The 22,634-nt window shown below is 64.6% G+C and carries 20 protein-coding genes; 10 read left to right on the top strand and 10 right to left on the bottom strand.

Translation table 11 applies throughout. The features are described from left to right. Positions 1–84: 84 nt before the first annotated feature. The 4 genes from BMY29_RS06075 to cyaB all read right to left on the bottom strand — a co-directional run bounded on the left by BMY29_RS06075 (position 85) and on the right by cyaB (position 4,552). Positions 85–1,263 carry a tRNA sulfurtransferase gene (locus BMY29_RS06075; RefSeq protein ID WP_049990641.1) on the bottom strand — a complete coding sequence of 393 codons (1,179 nt, stop codon included), beginning with the start codon at positions 1,261–1,263 and terminating at the stop codon, positions 85–87. Positions 1,264–1,344: 81 nt separating this feature from the next. Continuing rightward, positions 1,345–2,598: an MFS transporter gene (locus BMY29_RS06070; protein WP_049990640.1), complete on the bottom strand. Its 1,254-nt coding sequence runs from the start codon at positions 2,596–2,598 to the stop codon at positions 1,345–1,347. 121 nt (positions 2,599–2,719) lie between these two features. Next, the gene (locus tag BMY29_RS06065; protein ID WP_049990639.1) at positions 2,720–3,925 is read right to left on the bottom strand and encodes a methionine adenosyltransferase; all 1,206 of its coding nucleotides are present in this window, start codon (positions 3,923–3,925) and stop codon (positions 2,720–2,722) included. 84 nt (positions 3,926–4,009) lie between these two features. Continuing rightward, positions 4,010–4,552, bottom strand: a complete 543-nt coding sequence (gene cyaB / locus BMY29_RS06060; protein WP_049990638.1) for a class IV adenylate cyclase — start codon at positions 4,550–4,552, stop codon at positions 4,010–4,012. A gap of 156 nt (positions 4,553–4,708) precedes the next feature. Here cyaB and BMY29_RS06055 point away from each other — a divergent pair, with 156 nt between their 5' ends. Further along, positions 4,709–5,662: an FKBP-type peptidyl-prolyl cis-trans isomerase gene (locus tag BMY29_RS06055; RefSeq protein ID WP_049990637.1), complete on the top strand. Its 954-nt coding sequence runs from the start codon at positions 4,709–4,711 to the stop codon at positions 5,660–5,662. A gap of 98 nt (positions 5,663–5,760) precedes the next feature. After that, positions 5,761–6,756, top strand: a complete 996-nt coding sequence (locus BMY29_RS06050) for a DUF7972 family membrane protein (RefSeq protein WP_049990636.1) — start codon at positions 5,761–5,763, stop codon at positions 6,754–6,756. A 39-nt stretch (positions 6,757–6,795) separates the two neighbouring features. Here the strand turns inward: BMY29_RS06050 and BMY29_RS06045 are convergent, their stop codons facing one another. Then, complete coding sequence (locus tag BMY29_RS06045; RefSeq protein ID WP_049990635.1) at positions 6,796–7,422, bottom strand: RAD55 family ATPase; 627 nt, start codon at positions 7,420–7,422, stop codon at positions 6,796–6,798. 164 nt (positions 7,423–7,586) lie between these two features. Here BMY29_RS06045 and pyrB point away from each other — a divergent pair, with 164 nt between their 5' ends. The 4 genes from pyrB (at position 7,587) to BMY29_RS06025 (ending at position 11,722) form a co-directional block, all read left to right on the top strand. Continuing rightward, positions 7,587–8,555, top strand: coding sequence for an aspartate carbamoyltransferase (pyrB, locus tag BMY29_RS06040; protein ID WP_049990634.1), 969 nt, complete (start codon positions 7,587–7,589; stop codon positions 8,553–8,555). After that, the gene (gene pyrI, locus BMY29_RS06035; RefSeq protein WP_049990633.1) at positions 8,548–9,033 is read left to right on the top strand and encodes an aspartate carbamoyltransferase regulatory subunit; all 486 of its coding nucleotides are present in this window, start codon (positions 8,548–8,550) and stop codon (positions 9,031–9,033) included. Before pyrB ends, pyrI begins: the two co-directional genes overlap by 8 nt. A gap of 271 nt (positions 9,034–9,304) precedes the next feature. Then, positions 9,305–10,162, top strand: a complete 858-nt coding sequence (locus BMY29_RS06030) for a hypothetical protein (protein WP_049990632.1) — start codon at positions 9,305–9,307, stop codon at positions 10,160–10,162. Between the two features lie 294 nt (positions 10,163–10,456). Further along, positions 10,457–11,722 carry a hypothetical protein gene (locus BMY29_RS06025; protein ID WP_049990631.1) on the top strand — a complete coding sequence of 422 codons (1,266 nt, stop codon included), beginning with the start codon at positions 10,457–10,459 and terminating at the stop codon, positions 11,720–11,722. Between the two features lie 155 nt (positions 11,723–11,877). On the opposite strand, the gene BMY29_RS06020 is transcribed toward BMY29_RS06025, so the two are convergent. Beyond that, positions 11,878–12,582, bottom strand: a complete 705-nt coding sequence (locus BMY29_RS06020; protein WP_049990630.1) for a hypothetical protein — start codon at positions 12,580–12,582, stop codon at positions 11,878–11,880. A gap of 102 nt (positions 12,583–12,684) precedes the next feature. Beyond that, complete coding sequence (locus BMY29_RS06015) at positions 12,685–13,449, bottom strand: enoyl-CoA hydratase/isomerase family protein (protein WP_049990629.1); 765 nt, start codon at positions 13,447–13,449, stop codon at positions 12,685–12,687. Between the two features lie 196 nt (positions 13,450–13,645). On the opposite strand from BMY29_RS06015, the gene BMY29_RS06010 reads away from it, so the two are divergent. After that, positions 13,646–15,217 (top strand): sensor histidine kinase, encoded by a 1,572-nt coding sequence (locus BMY29_RS06010; protein ID WP_049990628.1) that lies wholly within the window; start codon positions 13,646–13,648, stop codon positions 15,215–15,217. Between the two features lie 142 nt (positions 15,218–15,359). Here BMY29_RS06010 and BMY29_RS06005 read toward each other — a convergent pair whose 3' ends face one another. The 3 genes from BMY29_RS06005 to BMY29_RS05995 all read right to left on the bottom strand — a co-directional run bounded on the left by BMY29_RS06005 (position 15,360) and on the right by BMY29_RS05995 (position 17,974). After that, positions 15,360–16,028 carry a helix-turn-helix domain-containing protein gene (locus BMY29_RS06005; protein ID WP_049990627.1) on the bottom strand — a complete coding sequence of 223 codons (669 nt, stop codon included), beginning with the start codon at positions 16,026–16,028 and terminating at the stop codon, positions 15,360–15,362. A gap of 132 nt (positions 16,029–16,160) precedes the next feature. Further along, on the bottom strand, positions 16,161–17,018 hold the full coding sequence (locus tag BMY29_RS06000; RefSeq protein ID WP_049990626.1) for an ABC transporter permease: 858 nt from the start codon (positions 17,016–17,018) through the stop codon (positions 16,161–16,163). Then, positions 17,015–17,974: an extracellular solute-binding protein gene (locus tag BMY29_RS05995; protein ID WP_049990625.1), complete on the bottom strand. Its 960-nt coding sequence runs from the start codon at positions 17,972–17,974 to the stop codon at positions 17,015–17,017. Before BMY29_RS05995 ends, BMY29_RS06000 begins: the two co-directional genes overlap by 4 nt. A 490-nt stretch (positions 17,975–18,464) precedes the next feature. Here BMY29_RS05995 and BMY29_RS05990 point away from each other — a divergent pair, with 490 nt between their 5' ends. The 3 genes from BMY29_RS05990 to BMY29_RS05980 all read left to right on the top strand — a co-directional run bounded on the left by BMY29_RS05990 (position 18,465) and on the right by BMY29_RS05980 (position 22,596). Further along, complete coding sequence (locus BMY29_RS05990; RefSeq protein ID WP_049990624.1) at positions 18,465–19,964, top strand: hypothetical protein; 1,500 nt, start codon at positions 18,465–18,467, stop codon at positions 19,962–19,964. A gap of 443 nt (positions 19,965–20,407) precedes the next feature. Next, on the top strand, positions 20,408–21,430 hold the full coding sequence (locus BMY29_RS05985) for a tyrosine-type recombinase/integrase (protein ID WP_074854655.1): 1,023 nt from the start codon (positions 20,408–20,410) through the stop codon (positions 21,428–21,430). Between the two features lie 164 nt (positions 21,431–21,594). Further along, a complete protein-coding gene (locus tag BMY29_RS05980; RefSeq protein ID WP_143067663.1) occupies positions 21,595–22,596 on the top strand; it encodes a hypothetical protein in 1,002 nt (333 codons plus the stop codon). The last annotated feature ends 38 nt before the right edge of the window (positions 22,597–22,634 follow it).

Genomic DNA, 22,634 nt, shown 5'->3' with positions numbered 1-22,634 from the left:
GCCCGGAACGGAGACCGATGTAACGACCGTCTCAGCCGGAACGGAGCCGCGAGGACGGGGCAGGGACCGATCGGGACGTGGGACTCAGGGTTCGACGAGTGCCGCGTTCTTCGCCACCTCCTCGGCCCGTTCGAGCAGGTCGTCCGGTTCGGCCGCGAGCAGCGGTTCCAGGCGGGCGTTGGTCTCGACGCGGTCGGGGGTGACGCGGTTGCAGCCGGCGTCGATCGTCGAGTCGGTGTAGGTGCCGATCTCGCGGGCCTGCGCGACGATCTCCTGCTTGTCCCGGGTGAGCAGCGGCCGGTGGATCGGGAGCGCGGCGGCGCGACTGGTGACCCCGAGGTTCTGGACGGTCTGGCTGGACTTCTGGCCCATCGCCTCGCCCGTGACGATGCCGTTGGCGTCGACGTGCTCGGCCAGCGTCTCGGCCGCGCGGTAGAAGAAGCGACGCAGCGAGAGCATCCGGCCCTTCTCCATCTCCTGGACGAGGTGGTCGACGGTCTCGCCGCCGGGAATCTCGTACACTCGCATGTCGAAATTCGGCGCGTACTCGCCGAGGATCCGGACGGTCTCCATCGCGCGCGCCTCGTGGTCGATCCCGCCGTAGGCGCCGAGATCGACGTAGGCCGGGACGATCGGACTCCCGCGTTTCATCATCTCGTAGGCCGCGACCGGCGAGTCGATCCCGCCGCTGACCAGCGCGATCACGGGCTCCTGGGAGCCGAGGGGCAGCCCGCCTGGTCCATCGCGTTTCTCGAGATAGATGAACGCCACCTCGTCGCGGACCTCGACGCCAAAGGTGAGGTCGGGATCGTCGAGGTCGACTTCGGGGTCGAACTCATCCGCGACGGTCTCCCAGATGACGTCGCCGCCGTCGCGGGCGAGTTCCTCGCTCTCGTAGGGGAGTTCCTTATTGGCTCGGCGCGCGTCGACCGCGAACGTCCCGCCGTCGTAGCACGCGCGGGCGGTCTCGGCCAGGGCGTCGAGAATCGCCTCTTTCTCGGTACCGACGGTCAGGGCGGGGCTGGCGGAGACGACGCCGAAGGTGTCCGTTGCGGCGTCGGTGGCGGCCTCAACGGCGTCTTCGCTCGCGTGGATCAGTGGTCGGTTCCATCGGTGCTCGACCTCGCCGGGGATCGACCGATCCGCGAGGATCGCTTCGAGGTTCTCGACGAGGAGCCCCACCATGTACCGCTTGACGGTGTTGCTCTTGGTATTGAGGTCCCCGTGTCGGACGAGGACGGTATCGGCTCCCGGAGGATGCATGCCCCAGCATAGCCACTCGCGGCTATAAGGGGGTTACGAGGGAGCGAGCGCGGCGCTCGGAAGCGCGGGCCGGCCCGCCGCTCAGACGATCGATTCCTCGACGGTCGGGCTCAGGCTCCCGGTGTAGGTGTAGATTCCGGCGACGAGCACGACGCCGGCCAGCAGCGGAACGATCGCGCTGAGCGCGTACATCGCGTCGAAACCGACGATCTCGACGAACGGCAACGAGACCAGCGGCCCGACCCCGCCGCCGACGTCGCCGAAGACGTTGTTGGTTCCCATCGCCCGGCCCATCCGGTCCTCGGGCGTGAGATCCGCGAGCAGGGCCGTCAGCGGGCCGCCGACGCCGCCCTGGCCGGCCCCGATCAGCGCGCAGGCCAGCACCACGGCATGAAACGACGGCGCGAGCGTCAGCACCACGAACCCGGCACAGGAGGTCATCAGGAACGCAACGAGCACGGGCATGCGAGCGCCGACGGCGTCGCTGATCTTCCCGCCGAAGATGGTGAAGACGGCGCCCGAGAGCGTCGAGATCGCCATCAACAGCCCCGACGTGCCCTGCGCTCCGTAGTCGAGTTCGTGGCCCGCGACCGAGACCGTCAGCGTCACCGCCTCGACGTCGAGGTAGAGTACCAGCGTCGAGAAGAGGACGCCGATGTACGCGAAGTAGAGCCCGAAGTTGACCAGGCCGACCGTCAGCGCCGGCAGCGTCGTCTCGACGTCCCAGGGCTTGACCGACGAATCGGGGGTGTCGACGTGGGTCTCGGGGACGATGAAGTACGCGATGACGCTCGCGAGCGCGGCGAAGGCAGCCGCGAGGACGAACGCCGTGACGTTGCTGTAGGCCTCGCTGACGATCCCGCCTAACACCATGCCGGCGGGGAACCCGAACGTGATCCCGGCCCGGACGATCCCCATGCTCGTCCCCCGCGTGCCGGCCTCGCTGACGTCCGCCGTGATGGTGTAGGCCGTCGCGAACACGAGCGCGCTGCCGACGCCCCACATGATCCGCGCGACGATGAACCAGAGTTCGGGGACCGAGGACGTGATCGCGACCACGTAGCCGGCGGTCGCGGCTCCCTCGATCGCCAGGCCGGCGACGAACGGCTTCCGGGTCCCGATCCGGTCGACGAGCACCCCCGCCGGCGCGTTCGCGACCAGGCGCGTCCAGCGATTGGCCGAGAGGATGACGCCGACCAGAAACGCCGAGATGCCGAGCACTTCGCCGAGGTTCGGCAGGATGGGAAAGACGACCCCGCCGCCGAAGCCGACGAAGAAGGTACTCGCGACGACGGCGTAGACGACGGGCCGAGAGCCCGATTCGGTGGAGGACATAGCGTCGGACACGGGAGCGAAGGAGTTTCGATTCGGAACGGGATACACTGGATCGGCTCTTGAGTATTCCGGCGGCACACGCATCGTGCCGGTTCCGAAGGGATGCTCGGAAGAACCAGGCTTAGAACGTCGAGAGTTCGCCCTCGATCACGCTGCGCGTGAGTTCGGTGACGTCGGCGAGTTCTCGGTCGACGATCGCTTCGACGTCGTCCTCGACGTCCGCGAGGGCGACGCCCTCGGCGGTGACAAGTTGCACGTCAGCGACGTGGGGCCGGTCGATCGGCCGGCCGATCTGGGAGAGCAGGCGCACGCGCAGGTCGCGGATGCCGTCGACCTCGCTGACGACCTCCTCGGCGATCTCGGTCGAGAGCAGGTTGTAGATCTTCCCGATGTGGTTGACCGGGTTCTTGCCGCTGGTGGCCTCCATCGACATCGAGCGGTTGGGCGTGATGAGTCCGTTGGCGCGGTTGCCGCGGCCGACGGAGCCGTCGTCGCCCTGCTCGGCGGAGGTGCCGGTGACGGTCAGGTAGATCGATCCCTCCTCGTAGTCGTCGGCCGTGTTGACGTGGACGTCGACCTCGCGGTCGGTGTGGTCGCGCGCGACGCCATCGACGAATTCCCGGACGGACTCGACGGCGTCGATGTATTCGTCTAAGTCAGCGACGTACTCGTCGACCATCGCCGCCGCGACGGTAACGTCGATCCGGTCGCCTTCGCGCTTTCCCATGATCTTCACGTCCGGACCGAGTTCGGGGTTCTCGTCGGCGTACTCGCCGTTCAGCCGGTGCTCGGCCTCGCGGACGATCCGCTCGGTCTCGGTCAGCGGCGCGTGGCCGACGCCGTAGCTCGTGTCGTTGGCCATCGGCACGCTGACCTCGTCCTCCCCGAAGACCTCCTGGAGGTCCCCGCTGCCCTCGCCGAGTTTGACGTCGACGACGACGTCCTCGCCGACGGTCAGCTGGGGGATCTCCGACTCGAGGTACTCGCGGGCGGCCCGCAGCGCGATGGTCTCGGCGGGAATGGTCTGGCCCTCGTAGTGTTTGGTCGCGCGGCCGACGATCAGTAGATAGATGGGATCGACGACCTCGCCGCCGCCGAAGGCCGGCGCCGCCTCGCCCGCGACGAGTTGTGTCTCGTCGGTGTTGAAGTGCAGCACCTCGCCGACGCGGTCGATATACTCGCGAGCCAGAGCCCCGGCAACGCTCTCGGCGACGCCGTCGCAGATGGAGTCCGGGTGGCCGATGCCCTTTCGTTCGACGATCTCGACTTCCTGATCCTCGACCGCCTGGCGGTCGATGGATTCGATCCGGATGTTCCGGTCGCTCATTGCCGGCACTTGAGCGAGCGAGGTTCTATAACTTGCGGAAACAGATACGGCCCAGAAAATGTTTACTGGTAATGGGTCGCATCCTCAGGGCGCGAGCAGCAGGCCGAGATAGGAGGTTCGAATCTGATCGTCGGGATCGAGTCCCAGGCGTTCGAGGACGTCGTAGGCGCCCTCGCGGGCCGGTTCGAGGTCGGATTCGGCCTCGACCTCGGTCTCGACTTCGACGTACTCGCCGACGTCGTCGACCGCGTCGAGGGTGATCGTATAGCCGTCGAGTTCGAACCGCTCGCGGTCCTTGCGAACCGTGGCGGCGGCCTCGAAGCCGAGGTTCGTCAGCACGGCGTCGAATTTCTCGCCATTCACGACGGCGGTTTCGACCTCCTTGCGGGTCTTTGACTCGTCGTCGACGAGCGGACCCTTGTAGGTGACGCGGGTCTCGTCGGGCCCGTCAGCGGGCCGCTCCTCGCGGATCCGCAGCGCCTCGTCGGTTTCGGCGAACTCGCGGTGGGGCGCGTCGTAGTAGGTGTCGACCTGCACCACACCGCCTCGCGACGCCGCGTCGAGGTCCGCGAGCCGCTCTCGGACGGTTTCGAGGTCGGCCGGGACCTTCACTTCGACCTCGTACATGGCCGAGAGCACGAGGGGCGGTCGTAAGTATCGGTCGTTTCACGTCGCGAAAACCGTCGCTCGAAGGCGAATATCGTGCGGTTTGTTCACAAGAAGGACGGCCGCAGCCATTCTGCTAGCGATTAGTTTAAATGTGGACGGGCGGACGTACCACGTATGACCGAGGAACAAGAGGCCGAGCTCGACGAGCAGGCCGATGACGTCGAAGAGGAGGTTGAAGACGAAGCAGAGGGACTTCAGGAAGGCGATTTCGTCGAAATCGAATACACCGCCTACACCGCCGACGGCGACCAGTTGGTCGACACGACCGACCCCGAAGTCGCCGAGGAAGAGGGCGTCGACGACCAGGGTCAGGAGTTCAAGCCGCGGACGATCGTCCTCGGCGAGGGCCACATCTTCGAGGCCGTCGAAGAGGCGATCATCGGCTCCGAACCCGGCGACGAAGGCACCGTGACGGTCTCCGCCGAGGACGCTTTCGGCGAGTACGACCCCGACGACGTCCAGACCGTCAGCGCCGAGAAGATCGACGAGGATGACCGGTATCCCGGCGCGAACGTCCAGATCGAGGGCCAGCAGGGCTACATCAGCACGATCATCGGCGGCCGCGCCCGCGTCGACTTCAACCACCCGCTGGCCGGCGAGGACGTCGAGTACGAGTACGAGGTTGTCGAGGAAGTCGACGACCGCGAGCAGCAGGCCGCCGGCCTGTTCGAGATGTACCTCGGTCTCGAGCCCGAACTCTGGATCGAGACGGACGAAGTCGAAGAGGAAGTCCCCGTCGAGCCCGACGAGGACGACGAAGACGCCGAGCCCGAGTTCGAGACCGAAGTCGTCGAGAAGGAGACGCTCTACCTCGAGGCCACGCCCCAGATGACGATGAACCAGCAGTGGATGATGGGCAAGCAGCAGATCGGTCAGGACGTCATCGACCAGATCGGCGTCGACCGCGTCATCGTCCAGGAAGTCATCGACGGTATGGGCGGCATGGGCATGCCCGGCATGATGGGCGGCATGGGCGGTATGGGCGGCGGCGACATCGAGGAAGCCCTCGAAGACGCCGACGTCGATGCCGACGAGATCGTCGAAGAGCTCGAAGGCGCCGAAGAGTAACACTCGATACTCCCCTCGTTTTCGGACCGAGATCGCGACCGTGCAGGTGCGCGGACCGACTTTTTCGCCCGCGAGACCGTAGGTCCTGACCGGCTACGATGGTCGAGTCGACGAGCGAGGACCAGGCGAAGCCGGTCTCCGACAGCGAGACCGGTCGGCTGAAACAGTGGCTGCTGTTGGACGGCAACCGGTTCGCCGTCGCCATCGTCCTCGCGGTCGCGTTCTGGCTGACGTACATGGCGCTTTCGCTCGGCGGCGTCGCCCCGCTGACCGATCTCCAGTCGTTGTTCTACGCCTTCAGCGGGTTGATCTCGGGGAATTTCACGTTGATCACTGTCGTCGTCTCGATCAACCAACTCCTGCTCTCCCGGGAGTTGAAATCGCCAGGCGAACTCGAGTCGGATATCGAGGAGACCGTCGACTACCGGCAGGAGATCGAGTCGGTCGCGAACCGGACGGCGCCGGCGGAGCCCTCGGGGTTCCTTCGACTCGTCGTCGAGAGTGCCAGGCGGGACGCCCAGCGGCTCGGCGGGATCGCGACGACGACCGCGCCGGCGGACGCCGGCGACGAGATCGACGAAATCGTGTCGGACCTCACGGACGAGTTCGATCGGATCGACCGACTCGTACAGGAGTCCGATTCGGGTATCTTCAATACCCTCTCGACGATGCTCGAGACGAACTTCGCTCACGAGATACGGCGGCTCGACGAGGTCCGGCGGACCAACGGTGACGCGCTGTCCGCGGAGGCCGACGCGGCCATCGACGACCTGCTCGATCGCCTGCGCGAGCTCGACATCGCCAGGCAGTACTTCAAGTCGGTGTACCTGCAGGTCGAACTGTCCAGGCTCTCGCGGTACCTGTTCTACGCCGGGATTCCCGCCGTCGGCGTCGCGCTCGGTGCCCTGTTCGTCCTGACGGGGCTGTCCGGGCCGCCCCTTGGCCGCTCGGTCCGCGCGGTCGTCTTTCCCGCCGCCGTCGCGGTGGGCACGTTCCCGCTCGCGCTGCTGTTCTCGTACATTCTGCGGACGGCGACGGTCACCGAACGGACCGCCGCGATCACGCCGTTTACGACGCCGGAGCAGGAGGTGTGACTCGCCGGGCTGGCAGGGTTGTACGGAATCGTCGCGCCGTCAGGCGATGTCGCGGCTCGTGTCGATCGCCACTTCCTCGGTGAGTTCGAGTTTGATCGCGTCGGTCGGCTGGCTGCCGCCGCGGAACTTGGGGACCGTCAGGTGATTCTCGAGTTCGGTGCCGGCGATCTCGGTCCGGAGATCGAAGACGGCGTCGGCGGCGTGGTAGGTCCGCGTGCGGTTCGTGGGCTCGTCGGCACTTTTCAGGCAGTGGAGGACGGCGATGCTCCCGGTCTCGAGCATTCGTGCCTTGAGGTCGTTGAGAAAGTCGACGTAGTCGACGGTCTCGGTCCGTTCGAGGACGTCCATCGTGTCGATGATGAGGTTCGCTCCGTCGGGTAGGGCACCGACGAGCCGCGTCGCCTCCTCGAGGGGTGCGTCGCCGGTGACGTGTCTGACCGTCGGACTGCCCACTGAGGACGGGGAGGCCTCGATGGCGTGGCGGACGGCGTCGTCGGAGCGTTCCGTCGAGAGATAGAGCGTCCCGCGCGCGGCCGTGAGCTCGTAGAGGAGCAGTTCGGACTGGCTGGCCGGATCGGCGGTGTACGCGACGATGCAACCCGGTGGGAGCCCGCCGTCGAGCTTCCGATCCAGCACGCTGATTCCGGTGTCCAGCCGACCGACCATATACGATTGTGATCAATTGCTGTAGTGCCTGTATAATTCTTTGCCTTCGGGTCACCCGCCGTGGGCCCGACGCGACCGATCGACGCCGAATCGGTGCGGATCGCCGCGAGTACTCCGGGATGAATGGAGAGATTCAAGGGGGACGCACCAGCCTACACGAACGGATGCGCCACGATCACATCATCACGAGCAAACAGCTCTCGCAGGGGGACATCGAGACCGTCCTCGACCGCGCGGCCGAGATCGACGCCGACCTGTCGGCCGTCGCCGACCGACACGCGGGGACGTTGCTCGGACTGCTCTTCTTCGAACCGAGCACGCGGACGAAGATGAGCTTCGAGACCGCCATGAAACGGCTGGGCGGCGACGTCGTCGACATGGGCTCGGTCGAGTCCTCGAGCGTGAAGAAGGGGGAAACGCTCGCCGACACCGTTCGCGTCATCGAGGGGTACACGGACGCCCTGGTGCTTCGCCACCCTAAGCAGGGGGCGGCGACGATGGCCAGCGAGTTCGTCGATGTCCCGCTGCTGAATGCGGGCGACGGGGCCGGCCACCACCCGACCCAGACGCTGCTCGACCTCTACACGATCCGGGAGAACGCCGGTCTGGACGACCTGACCATCGGGATCATGGGCGACCTGAAGTACGGCCGGACCGTCCACTCCCTGGCCTACGCGTTGACCAACTTCGACACGCGCCAGCACTTCATCAGTCCGGAGAGCCTCCAGCTTCCGCGGGAGGTCGTCTACGACCTCCACCAGCAGGGCGACGGGACGCAGATCCGCGAGCACGACACGCTAGACGAGGTCCTGCCGTCGCTTGACGTCCTCTACGTCACCCGGATCCAGCGCGAACGGTTCCCCGACGAGGACGAGTACCGGAAGGTCGCCGGCGAATACCAGATCGACACCGAGACGCTCGCGGCTGCGAGCGACGATCTGACGGTGATGCACCCGCTGCCCCGCGTCGACGAGATCGCGCCCGAAGTCGACGAGACCGACTACGCGGCCTACTTCGACCAGGCGCACAACGGCGTCCCGGTCCGAATGGCGCTGCTGGATCTGCTGTTGAGCGACGAGACCGAGGCGGCCGGAGCCGAAACCGGTGTGCGCGGAGGTGAGACCGATGAGTAACGATCGAAACCACGACGGCACCGACAACCACGAACTCCGCGTCAGCAAGATCCGCGACGGGACCGTCATCGACCACGTCCGCGGCGGCCAGGCGCTGAACGTCCTGGCGATCCTCGGTATCGACGGCAGCAAAGGCGAAGGGGTCTCCGTTGGGATGAACGTCCCCTCCGACCGGCTCGCGCGCAAGGACATCGTGAAGGTCGAGGGTCGGGAGCTGAGCCAGGACGAGGTCGACGTGCTCTCGTTGATCGCGCCGGACGCGACGATCAACATCGTGCGGGACTACGACGTCGTGGAGAAACACCGCGTCGAGCGACCCGGGGTCGTCGAGGGAGTCCTGTCCTGTCCCAACCCCGGCTGTATCACGACCGACGGCGAACCCGTCACGTCCCGATTTACGGTGCTCGAAGACGGCGTGCGGTGTTCGTACTGCGAGACGATCGTCCGCGACGAGATCGCGTCGCTGATCGACACCTGAGCGTGCCCGCGGTCGTCGCCGCCGTCGGCGGATTTTCTCGCTGAGACGACCATCCCGAATAGCTAAGTATTCGCCGCCCGATTCTCCGAATGGATATGTCACGGACCATCAAGATCGTGCTCGCGCTGGTCGTCATCGCCGTCCTCTGGAAGGTCGCCTTCGGCGGCTCGTCCGAGGTCGAAGTCGATTACGAACCGACCGAATAGGGCCGCCCGTCCCGAGGTTCGTCCGCATCCGAACGGCTTACGGGGACGGCGGCATATGCTGAGTTATGTACGGCGTCGTCACCCGGAACGCCGAGGAAGTCCGTTGGCCGGAGTTCGATCGCGGTTTCTACGAAGTCAAGGACGTGACCGGCCGGTCTGCCGAACCGATCGCCGACGGGGTGAACATGGTCTCCTGTTTCGGCGACAACGCGGCGGCCGACGCCGACCCGTCGCTGATCCCCGTCGACGACATGGGTCGGCCGGCCGATCGCGAACGCGCGTACTTCGACTGGGCCTACGTCTGCCCCTCCAGGGAGGACTACCGCGAGGGCCTGTTCGAGATCATCGACGACTGCGTCGCCGAAAACGAGGACGTGCGCCTCGACGACATCGGCTTCCCGCGCGCGGAGTACTGTCGGTGTGGCGTCTGTGAACGGGCGTTCGAGGAGAGCGAGTTCGACGATCGGATGGCCTGGCGGGCCGACGTCATCACCGACTTCGTCGCGGCGGCCGCCGATCGCATCCCTGGCACGGTCTACATGACGCTCTACCCCGACCCTTACCCCGGCCACCTCTACGAGCGCGCGGGCATCGACCTCGACGCCGTCGCGGAGTACGTCGACGAGTTCGTCGTTCCGCTGTACGACACGGCCTACGAGACGACCTACTGGCTCGAGACGATCGCCAAGGGCTTCGACAGCGCGCTCGACACGCCGTTTAACATCGAGTTGTACGCGGTAAACGTCGACGTCGACAACCTGATCCACGCGACCGAGGTCGCGGAGGCGTACGCCAAGGACGTCTTCTTCGGCTACGAGGCGAGCAACGCCCGCGCGGCGCTGCGGCGGCGACGCGCCGACGAGCGCGAGGGCGTGACCCACGGCGAACCGAGTTCGGGTTCGAATTCCGGTCCGGACGCCTGACCGCGGTCGGCTCGACCGACGCCGTTTCTCCAAACGGCGGTTCCTAAGCAGCTATTACACTTCCGTACAGAGTTCTTATCGGCTCTGTGTCCGGGACGATACCGGCATCTCACTGCGTCACGCAACCAGGCTCACGACCGCGTGGTCGGCCGATTTACCCGCGTTCGGCCCGGTTACGACCAGTTGGGATCGTGCTACCGATCGGAACCGACGCTGGCCTTTATCTGTGTCACTGACTCGCTCAGTCGTAACCGAGGATCGCTACCGGTGACCGACGATCCTCAGGTGAGTACCATGCGAGAGAATCAAACCCAGTCCCAACAGTCCGCGGACACACAGCAGATGGCGGAATCGTCGATGAACCAGGGGCAGCAGGCCATCGAACAGCTGCTCGACCTCCAGCGCAACATGGCCCGCATGACGCTGAGCGCGCTCAAGTGGCAGGAGACCGCTCAGCAGCAGGGGCTCGAAATGACGAAGTCGATGCTCGACAACGCGCCTGGCCAGCAGATGACCGAGTCGATGATGCAGAGCTACATTCAGGGAATGGAGGCCATGATGCCCCAGATGGAACGAATGATGGAGCAGGGCATGGAGGCCGCCGCCCAGCCCCAGATGGAGGGCATGGGGCAACTTGGCAGCCAGATGGAACAGATGGGCGGACAGATGAGCGACCAGGCGAGGGCGGGTCAGCAGGGGATGGGTCGAATGGGCCACCGCGGACGGGAAATGGGACAGCAGGGACCGCAGCGTCAACAGGGGTCGGCTGGCGGGATGGACCGCCAGCAGATGAGCGGCCAGCAAGCAGGCGGCCAACGGTTCGGACAGCAGGAGCAGGAACCGGGTGCCCGTGCCCCGATGACCGGCCAGGCGAGGATGAGTCAGCAGGGCCCGATCGGGAACCGGACCGGCGGACAGCGACCCGGCATCCAGCAGCCGGGCGGACGGGAACAGGGCCCCCAGACGCAACCGGGACGCGGACCGGAACGGACCGGCGGTCGCGGCGGGCCGAGCGGCCCCTCCGACACCGGGCAGTATCCGGAGACCGGCGAGTGGGTCTCGCCGGGGGAGTACGGCGGCGAACCGGCCGGCGACGCCACTTACGATCGACAGCCGATGACGGCCCGGCCGACGCACTCGACGGGCCAGGCCGGGTCGCGAGAGCACGAGCAGGAGCCGGGGCATGCGGGGCGAGAACCCGGCCCGCAGCCCCCTCAACGAAGCGATCAGGGCCAACGCGGTGATCAGGGACAGCGCGGTCGCGAGTTCGAAGGGCCGACGGGACGGCAGCAATCTGACAGGGGCGGGCCCCAGACCGGGCAGGGGCGCGACAGACAACCGCCCATGCGCGGCGAATCTCGCGGCTCCGAATCGGGGTCGGGGGCGGCCGAGAGACGCGGCCCTGACCGCGAGCACGAACGCGGTGAGATGAATCGCACCCGCGACGAGACGCGCGGGATGGAAGAGGTGGATATCGACCGCTCACGGCAGTCGTCCGGGGAGACGCAGCGGGAGGTCGAGCGTGACCGCGATCGCGACCGCAGATCGAACCAGGAGTAAGCGCGGACGCAGCACTGGCGGAAGCCACCGCCCGATCCCGAGCCCCGGGGTGCGGACCAGGCGGTGGCGCTCCACGGTGGTGTCGCCGAAAGGAAAACGGGATTCGGACGGGCCGCGGCCGCCGATTCGAAGCGGTGCGGAGAACGGTGACGGGATTAACGGCCGGTGTCGTTGTCGTCGCCGATGAGCTCGTCGTCGTCATCGTCGCGGATCAGGCCCTCGTCGTCATCGTCGTCGCCGATGAGTTCGTCATCGTCATCGTCACGAATCAGCCCGTCGTCGTCATTGTCGTCGCCGATGAGTTCGTCGTCCTCGTCGTCGCGGATGAGGCCTTCGTCGTCGTTACCGCTGATGTCGTTTTCGTCGCGATCGATACCGCGGTTCCTGTCCGTACCGGTGTCGCTGCCGATGTCGGTGTCGGCGATCCCGGTGTCGGTGCCGGTATCAGTGCCGACGTCGGTGTCCGTCGCACCGGGTTCCGTGTCCGTCATCCCGGTGTCGGTGCCGGTATCAGTGCCGACGTCGGTATCAGTCGCGCCGGTACCTGTCGTGCCCGTCTCCGTGGTTCCGGTCGTATTCGTGTCTGTGACCGTCGTTCCACCGCTCGACCCGGCACCGGACAGATCGCTCTGAAGACGGACCTCGTCGTCGGTTACGCCGGCGACCGCCTGGTTCTGGAGCGGGTAGGTATCGTCGTCGGCGCCGCCCCAACCCAGCTTCGCCTTGATCGTGTCGGTGATACCGGGATCGGGCTCGACATGGGCCGTGCCGTGCTCGACGTCGGCGACCAGACCGACCTCCTCGCCCTCGGCGTTGACGACTCGTTTGCCGATGTCGTCGTCGGTAAACTCTGGGGACATTGCGTTTTTATTGACGGTCTATCCGCGCAAGGCCGTGGTGCTTGCGGGCGCTTGCGACCGAATACGGTGCGGGAAGCGGACCGAACGCGCGGACTGCGGAGGCTATTCGAACTCCGGGTCGCGGCCCTCGAGGAACGCGGTGACGCCCTCCTCGTGGGCGTCGGTCGTCCGGGCCTGCGCCTGCAACAGGTTTTCGTAGTCCAGCCCCTCCTCCCACGACCGGCCGAGGTTCTCGTGCATCGCCTGTTTCATCATCCCGATCGTGGCCGTGGGACCGCTCGCGAGTTGCTCGACGGTCTCGTCGACTCGCTCGTCGAGTTCGTCGGCGGGGACGGCCTGATTGACCAGGTCCAGGTCGGCCGCGCGCTCGGCGTCGAAGAACTCGCCGGTGAAGGCGAGTTGCTTCGCGGCTCGCAGCCCGACGATGTGGGGGAGCATGACTGTCCCGCCGGTGTCGGGGAGCAGTCCGACCCGGACGAAGGCACACGAGAAGGTCGCGTCGGCGGCGGCGTAGGCGATATCGGCGAGCGCGACGATCGACAGCCCCGCGCCGATGGCGTCGCCGTTGACCTTCGCGACGACGGGAACGGGACACTCGAGCATCGCCTCGACGACGCGGCCGAAGGTCGCGGTGACCTCCTCGTAGGCCGCCTGCGAGGAGTCCGGCGTCTCCGCCAACGAATCGAGGTCGCCGCCGGCGCTGAAGGCCTCGCCCACGCCGGTGATGATGATCGCGTCGTCTTCCTCGGGGGTCGCGCCTTCGATCGCGTCGGCCAGGCGGGCCGCCGTCTCCGTCGTGAGCGCGTTGTGTGCGTCCGGTCGATCGAACGTCAGTCGCAGGACACCGTCGTCGCTGTCGATCTCCATGCGGTGAGCGTCGCGGCCGCGGCGCTTAACGATTGGGTGGTTGATGGGTCGGCGCGAGTTGCGAACCGACGTCGCGGTACCGGTGGATAGCGGCACGGCTTCGGTATTAGAGCGAGCCGTAAGACTCGCGTTCAGCGGACAGTGAGCAAGCCAGTCTGCGTAACTACCATCCCCTTCGAGATGGTAACGATCTCCGATGACCGGGTCTGAGACGTCGAGTAAAAATCCGAAGCAAGACTCTCCGAGAGGTGTCCTGGAGCGCGTAACCGATGCTATCTTCGCGCTTGACGAGGAGTGGCGGTTCACGTATCTCAATGACCGAGCTGAAGCTATGCTTCGGGGCGAGCAAACCGATCTCGAGGGGACGGTTATCTGGGAGGAGTTTCCCGGGATAACCGACTCGATGTTCAAGTGGGAGTGCGAACGTGCGATGGAGACCCAGGAATCCGTCACGTTCGAGACGTACTACCCGCCGCAGGACAGCTGGCACAAGGTGCGCGTCTATCCGTCCGAAACCGGCATTTCAGTGTACGCGCGCGACGTCACCGATCCGGACGAGCGACAGCAGGAACTCGAGGAGCGCGAACAGGCCCTCCGGCGTGCCTACGAGGTGTTAGCGGACTCGGATCGGCCGCTTTCTCAGCGGATCGACTCCCTCCTCGAAGTGGTCCGGACGGCGATCGGGACGGACTACGCGACGCTCTCGCGCGTCGATACGAGCGCGGGCGAGTACCACTTCGAACACGTGGCCGTGCCGGAAGGGGTCGATCTCGGACCCGGCGACACGACGCCGCTGGAGACCCTGCCGAACTGTTCGCACGTCGTCGAGACCGAAGAGACGCTCGTGCTACAGGACGTCGAGGCGGAGGCCCCAGAATTAGCCGATCCCGAATGGGGAATCTCCTGTTATCTCGGCTCCCCGGTTATCGTGAACGGGGACGTGTACGGAACCTTCTGTTTCTACGGGATGGAGGCGCGAATCGAGGAGTTCTCCGACTGGGAAGTGACGTTTATCGATCTACTCAGTAACTGGCTGAGCAACGAACTCACCCGCAAAGCGTACGAGGAGCAGCTAGAGGAGTCGAACGAACGGCTGGAACATTTTGCCTACGCGGCCTCGCACGATCTCCAAGAGCCCCTTCGGATGGTGTCGAGTTACCTAACGCTTATCGAGGATCGCTACGCCGACGAGCTCGACGAGGATGGCCACGAGTTCCTCGAGTTCGCGGTCGACGGTGCCGAGCGAATGCGAAACATGATCCAGGGACTACTCGAGTACTCCCGGGTCGAAACGCAGGGCGACCCCTTTGAACCGGTTGACCTCGATAGCGTGTTGACGGAGGTTCAAACGGATCTCAAGCTACCGATCGAGAAGACCGACGCCGAAATCACGGTAGCGGACCTCCCCCGAGTCGAGGGTGATGCGGATCAGCTCCGACAGGTGTTCCAGAATTTGCTCGACAACGCGATCGAATACAGCGGTGACGAACCGCCGCGAGTATACGTCTCCGCCGAACGGGACGGGAGTATGTGGGCGATCACCGTTCGCGACGAGGGGATCGGCATCGACCCCGACGACACGGACCGCATCTTCGAGGTCTTCCAGAGCCTCCACACGAACAACGAGCACTCGGGGACGGGGATCGGACTTGCGCTCTGTGAACGCATCGTCGAGCGCCACGGCGGCGAGATCCGGGTCGAGTCCGAACCCGACCAAGGGACGACGTTTTTATTCACCCTTCCGGCGACGGACGAACCTGGTAATTAAGCATACGTAGTTTCCGAACCGGGTGCTGCTACTGTCGGCGCTCGGGCGTCGAACGGTGAAAATATCGCGTCGGGTCGAGCGGGATTCCGATTTCGAGTCCGGTGCTCGATCGAGGGTCTTCGATCGGTCGACGAGTGACGGCTCAGTTCGTCGGAACGGGCGGTGCGGCAGTTTCCTCCTCGGTCACGTTGAGCTCGGACGTCACCAGCGCACGGTAGGCCCGGCGGAGCCGTTCCGAGAGCGCCTGGTGGGAGATGCCGAGCTCCTCGGAGAGCTCCTGCATCGAGACCTCGCGGGGAATCTCGAAGTAGCCGTGATCGATCGCCGCGACCAGCGTCTCGTACTGGCGGGCGGTGAGACCGCACTGGGAGTGGGTCTCTTCCGCGAGATCGAAGAGGCGGACGATCGTGGGCGTGATGTCCTTGTCGTCGAGGCGGTCGTAGAGGGAACTGACGCTCTCGCGGTCGACGACGCGGACGCTGAGCAGCCAGGTACCGTTCGAGGCCGAGGCGCTCAGTACGGTGCCGCCCTCTTCGAGGACGAGCTCGAAGGGATCGATGGTGTCGGGTTCGAATTCGATGTCGTAGAGCCAGCGGTCCTCGTCGCTACTGATCTGCGAGTAGGAGCCGATCGCGTCGGCCTCGTCGAGCGCGTCCTCGACTTCGGACTGGGAAGGACCCGAGAGCCAGAGTCCGTGACCGCTCGAGGCGATCACTCGCTCCATCTCGCACGTGAGCGAAGGGACGGCCTCGAACAACTGCCCGGTCCCGGTTCCGTCCGCCGGAATCTCGATGTCTGCGATGGAAGTCATGAATCTCGTTCCACGGTAGAACGAGGATATCCATAACCCCACTTCCAAACCACTTAGAACCGGTTATCGAGAATTACATGAGTTTTGACTTGTTCGCGAGCCGTTGCTCGTGCAGCGCCGCTGACGCGGCGGTTAGTATCGTCGCGGTGTGCCGACCAGCAACTGGACGGCGACGACGACGATAACCGCGATCGCGAGCAAGGCGAGCGCGATCGGCACGATCGCGTCGATCCCGCCGGAAATGAACGAGACGCGGATCTGGATCGGCATGGTCCGCGGGCTGTACGCGACCAGCATCGTCGCGCCGAACTCGCCGATCGCCCGCACGAACGTCAAGACGATCCCGGCGGCGATGGCGTTGCGCGCCAGCGGCAGGGAGACCAGGCGGATCGTTCGGAGCCGCCCGTAGCCCATCGTTCGGGCCGTCTCCTCCAGTCGGGGATCGACGCCGTCGAAGCCCGCGCGGGCGGTGACGACGAGAAACGGTGCGGCGACGAACGTCTGGGCGAGGATCACGCCGGCACGGCTGTCCGTCAGCGGCATCCCCAGCGCCGCGGCCGCGGCCCCGACCGGGGAATACCGGCCGACGATGGTCACCACCATTACGCCGCCGACGATCGGCGGCACGACCAGCGGGAGCAAGACGGCGGCCTCGACCAGGCGCTTGCCGCGGAACGAGGCCCGCGAGAGGACGTAGGCCAGCGGGACGCCGAAGACGGTCGCGATGGCCGTCGAAACCGGCGCCGTCACCAGCGACGTCGTAATCGCGTCCCGGATCGCCGGGTCGGCCAGGCCGGCGGCGACGTCGACGCGACGCGTCCGCGCCAGGAAGACGGTGACGGGCACGACGAAGTACGCGAGCAGGACGGCCCCGAGCAGCGCCGGGACGGCCAGGCCGCCGGGCAGTCGATCGCGGCCCGCGCCGATCCGCGGTCGCTCTCGCGCGGTACCGTCGGAATCGCCCTCGAGACGCTGCTCGACCCGGCTCACGGATCGATCACCGCCGGCGGATCGCCGTGGACTCGCGGCAGCGGCAGCGAGTCGTCGACGCGAAGGCCGTGATCGGCGAGCAGGTCACCGTTCTCGAGGAGAAACGAGACGAACTCCCGGCCCGCGGCCGGGTCGTCGGCGTCGGTCGGGACCGCGGCGTTGTAGACGACCGGCGAGCCCGCGACCGCGTGGCCGTCGTCCGTGGTGTAGGTCGCCGTCGCATACCGGTCCGCGTACGCGGGATTGCCGAAGTTGTACGCGTCCGGCAGTTCGCGGACGGCGACGTCGCGTTCGGTGGCCATGTTGTGGTACGCGACCGCACAGGCCCGGTCGCCGCCCTCGACACCGGCGAGCAACTGCGGTTCGTCTGGCTCTCGGGACGCCGTCTCGGCCATCGCGTCGCGGAAGCCGTCGAGCCCGTGCTCGTCCGCGGCGAGTTCGAACATGAGCAGTGCCCGGTAGCCGAGCGGATCGAGGTCGGGATCGCCGATCGCGATCGCACCGTCGTCGGCCTCGAGAAGGACCTCGTACCACGGCTCGCCGGCGTCGAGGCGCGCCCCGAGGGCCGTCTCGGGCGCGTAGACGAGCACGACCGAATTGGCCGCGAACTCGACGTCCCAGTCAGCCCGGTCGGGATAGAGTCGCTCCCGCAGAAGGTCGACGTCGGCACCGATCACGACGTCCGGGTGCTTCGTCCCCTCCTCGACGAGCCGCAACAGGGCGTTGGTTCCGTAGTACTCGCCCTCGTACCGCAGGTCGACCTCGGACTCGAAGGCCGACCCGACGCCGTTTTCGAATGCGCCGGCCAGGCTGCCCGCGGCGAGGACGCGGACGCCGTCGGTGCCGGCGAGACAGCCGCCGAGTCCGGCGACGCCCGCCGTTAGTCCGCCCGTCGCGGCGAGGACCGCCCGACGGCTCCTCGAAGTCGTCCCGCCGCGGCCGTCGCGTGTGCGCATACCTCCCGTTCGGTATCCAGGGTAAATACAACTGGTATTGGTTCCTATTTTGTGAATAAGTAACTAAAATCGCTTACGTCGGCGGCTGTCCGTGCGAGCGAGACGGCCACGGTCGTCTTTTCGACGCCGCCCCTTGCAGTTCCGACGGCGATGATCGAGTCGACGCCAGAGACCGGCAACCCCGTCTCGGGGGCTCCGAGCCGGCGGCCTCGACCCGAACGCGATCGACGACCGCTCGCCTGGTCTCTTCGTCCGTCCGCGATGGCACGTCTGTCGTCGGACGGACCATCCGAAGCGGTATTTGGTCCGTCAGGGAACTCCCGCGATCTGGCGGTCGGTCGGCTTTGCGCGTCGCTCCCGGTCGGTACAACTGTTCGAACCGTCACTTTACTCGGATTCGAGACGATTTCGGTACAGTTCAGATACCGTGATAGTCCCGAACTGGATTACGTCGCTCATACGTAAGGGATCCGCTGGAGAGGTACCTCACGTGACTTCGACCGAGTCGCACAATCGGCAGTACCGTCGTCGATCGTACCTGAAACACTGTCTCGTCGGTCTTGGGGCGACGCTCTCGGCCACCGGCGTCGCGGCGGCCGACGATCCCGAAGCGCAGTACGACACCGTTGTCGACGTCGTCGAGGCCGGCGCCGACCCCGAGGGGAACGAGTCCATCACGCCCGTCTTGCGCGAGCATGCGGGCGATGACACGCTGTTCGAGTTCCCCGACGGGCGGTACTACATGGACGAACAGTTCCGGCTCACCGGATTCGAGAACGTCGGCTTCGTCGGCGAGGACGCGACGCTAGTCCCGGCGAACTACCACGAGTTCGACGGGCCGCAGTACCGCCTGTTCCGGCTGGGGACGAGCGACAATCCGGGACGGAATCTCCGCTTCGAGGGGTTCGACGTCGACCAGGCCGCGCCGGACACCGGCATCCGCGTCATCAGCGCCCAGGTGGAGGACGGCCTGGTCGTCAAGCGCGTCACCGTTCGGGGCGTCCACGACAGCGGTACGTGGGGCCCGGGCCTGTTCAACATCACCGACTCCGATGGGCGCGGAGTCGTCGACTGCTTCCGCGCGGCCGACGGCGGGCGCCACGTCGACGAGACGCCGAACGAGGGGAACATGTGGCGCGGGCCGACCGGTATCACCATCGATCAAAACCATCGCGGGACGCTCGTCTTCAGCAACTGCGCGCTCGGCGGGTTCCCGGACAACGGGCTGTACGCCTCCGGCGAGAACGGCCGAGTCAGCGTCGACGGCGGCCGGTTCTGGAACAGCGGGACCGCATCGATCCGGCTCAGCGGGACGAGCGGCGAGATCAGGGACGCGGTCGTCGTCGTCGACGAGAATCCCCACGATTCGGCGGGCCAGCACCCGATCCGACTCGATCACGGCGACCGGTTCGACGTCGAGGGGGTCACGATCGACGTGCCGCAGCCGAACGGCGACGCGATCAGGATCATGAACGGCGTCGATGCCACGACGATCTCGAACGCCGAAATCAGTGTCGGCGACCGCCCGAACAACGGAATCAAGATCGACGCCGGAGCCGGACAGACGTTTGTCAAAGACGTCGACATCGAGATCGACGGAAGCGCCAACGCGGTCCAGATCCTCGGCAGTGACGCCGGAGAAGTCGCCCTGCAGGACGTCCGGATCACCGGCGATGCGCCGGGCACGACGATGCGCCACGCGATTTACTGCGAGCGCGACGGGTGTCGCTTCGATGGCCTCTCTATCGAGCAACAGGGGTCCAACGAACGCCGCGGGCTCGAACTACGGGGCGAGGACTACCGCGTCGCCGACAGCGAATTCGAGACGACCCACACGCCGCTCGTCGTTAACGGCGCGGACGACGTCCGGATCGAGGGCTGTGTCGCCCGCTCCGAGGAGGACGGCTACTCGCTGCACATCATCGACGATTCCGGTGCTGTCTCCCTGACGAACAACGAGTTCCCCGACGGCGTACGGGACGACCGATAACGGCGGTAGCTGGCGTGTAGCGTCTCGGCTATTCGGGTTTCGTAACCGGTCACCGCCACTTTCTCACTCGTCATCCGAGCCGTGGTTCGACGATTCTACCGAGTTGGGTTTGATATCACTACCGCACGAATGCCGTCATCGGCAGAACGCGGGCCAGGCGCGATGTGAACACGCGGTCGAACGCACTCGCTCCGTTGCGCTCTCCCTGCGTTCAAATTCCGCCGGTTCCGTTACCTGTCGCTCACGAACTTGTTCGCGACAGGAAAGCGGGCCGGGCGCGATTTGAACACGCCCACCTTTTACCTGCGCGGGCGTGCGGCGGCTTACGCCGCCGTTCCTGCTCGCAAAAGCTGGACCAAAAATTGAAGAGTCAACCACTGTCGAAAGTGGAGCTACAGCTCTCTCGCACGCGTCAGGCTCCGGGTCGAGTCACGCACACAACCATGACGAACGACGAACTCGATCAAATCGACCCCAAAGTAGTGCTCAGCATGTACCTGCAATCCAGGCAAAGCGAGCTCGCAAACTCAACCCTCGAAGCCCATCGACGACGTCTCTCCTTATTCGTTGAATGGTGCGACGAGGAAGGCATCGACACTCTAGACGAACTCACAGTCCGCGATCTACACGAGTACCGCGTGTGGCGACAACAAGGCGTTCGTAAAGAAAAGATCTCACCCGAGACTCTTCGATCAGCTCTGTTGACGCTACGCGTGTACTTGCGCTTCGCCGCGAGCATCAGCGCAATCGAACCCGATCTACATGAGAGACTCATCTTACCAAAAGAAGCGAAACGGTCCCGAGACGTACTCCTCGAAACCGAGCACGCCGAACAAATCCTATCGCACTTGTCGAAGTTCGAGTATGCCAGCGCCGCACACGCGATTATTCGTGTATTATGGGAAACCGGGATTCGAGCAGGGACACTCAGAGGACTCGACTTGCGAGACTACGACGAAGCGAACCAATCCCTCCGGATCAGGCATCGACCCGATACAGAGACTCCGCTGAAGAACCAAGGTGCAGCGAACCGTCACGTCGCTATCAAACCTCGGACGTGCATGATCCTCGACGACTACATCGATGAGCATCGACCCGACGTCATCGATGAACACGCCCGTCAACCACTATTTGCGACGAGTCACGGGAGACGTTCGATCCAGTCAATTAGAGCGACCGTGTACTATTGGACGTGCCCGTGCAGGATCAACAACGAGTGTCCACACGGAGAGAATCCAGACACGTGCGAGAGTAACGATTGGGAATCCGCGTCAACGTGCCCGTCGAGCGTGAGTCCGCACCCAGTTCGGAGAGGATCGATCACGCATCACCTTCGGGAAGGAGTTCCTTTGTCCGTGGTGGCGGATAAAACGGACGTATCCCACGATGTGCTTGATGAGCATTACGACCGGCTTAGTGAGATGGAATCGATGGAGGTGAGAAGACGGTATCTCGACAACGTCTAGGTTCTCAACGACTCAATGAGCGAATGTCGCGGGTCCGGCGTGGCGAGCAAAGCTACGCGGCGAATGAGCACCCCCATCCAACCCCTTCTATGGTAACTCAGCATTCTATTGGAGGTGATAATCAAGTAAGATAGATTCAAGTAATATACCACAATGACTCGACTGTGCACAAGTCACAGTTTACGGATCTCGAAAACACTGTCGCCCGAGAACAGCCCATCTGGCGATATTTATCGTACCCCAAGCTGCTGAGCCTGATTGACTCAGAGTCCCTCCGATTCACACGAGCTGATCATTTTGTTGACCCACTGGAGGGATATTTACCCTTGAAATCAATGCTGAGACGCGCCAATAAAGCAGAGAAAACAAATCAGGAGTGGACGAAAGCATGGGATTGGGGTGATGAAGTTGATTTGGTGGAAGGTCTGCTGGACAAGAACCCAGTTGAGGTAATTCAGGAACAGAACAAATGTGCGTTCCTTAGCTGTTGGACTGGCCTTGATCACGAAGCAATAGAGCAATGGGAAGACTACACACCCGGTGGGGAGGGTGTCGTCATTAAATCCACTGTCGGGCAGTTAATCGAAGCGATTGAAGATCTCAGTGAGGATCAGTTGGCAATCAAGCGTGTTATCTACTGTGACTTCGCAAACGACCATGGGTCTTCTCTACGCGAATATGCACGTGCCCCATTCAGCTACAAGGATAGTGAGTACACAACTGAACAGGAAATTCGTGCGATCGTATTTGAAGAGCCGTTCGATCCATCAGCGTATGAAACGCTGAAATACAACGATTTGGTTGAAGACCTCGATGATTATCAGGAGTATAGACGCGGCTCTCAGCCAACAATTGGCGGATACAGTGACGACTATCGGGAGGACCCGATTATTGTCTCTGTCAATTTAGACACACTCATCGAGGAGATACGGCTGTCCCCGCATGCCAGTTCTTGGGAGGTGAAAACAGTAGAAAACCTCCTCAATGATGAGCTAGATGTCAACAAACCTGTGAATGAGTCTGAATTGGACGTGGCTGATACGCCAGCGAAACCCGCAGTAGATCTGGATCCAGATGAGCTGTATGCCGAACTTCTTGATAAGGAGTTTGTGAACATTGAGGATCTTGCTAAGGGAAACTACGATGTCCCCGATGATGGCTGGTAATCGTGCCACATCAGTAAGCCGTGAAACAGCCACCCAAC

This window comes from Natrinema salifodinae (assembly GCF_900110455.1).
Classification (GTDB): domain Archaea; phylum Halobacteriota; class Halobacteria; order Halobacteriales; family Natrialbaceae; genus Natrinema; species Natrinema salifodinae.
The sequence above is the reverse complement of the archived record's forward strand: the minus strand, read 5'-3'. Positions and strand labels throughout refer to the sequence as shown.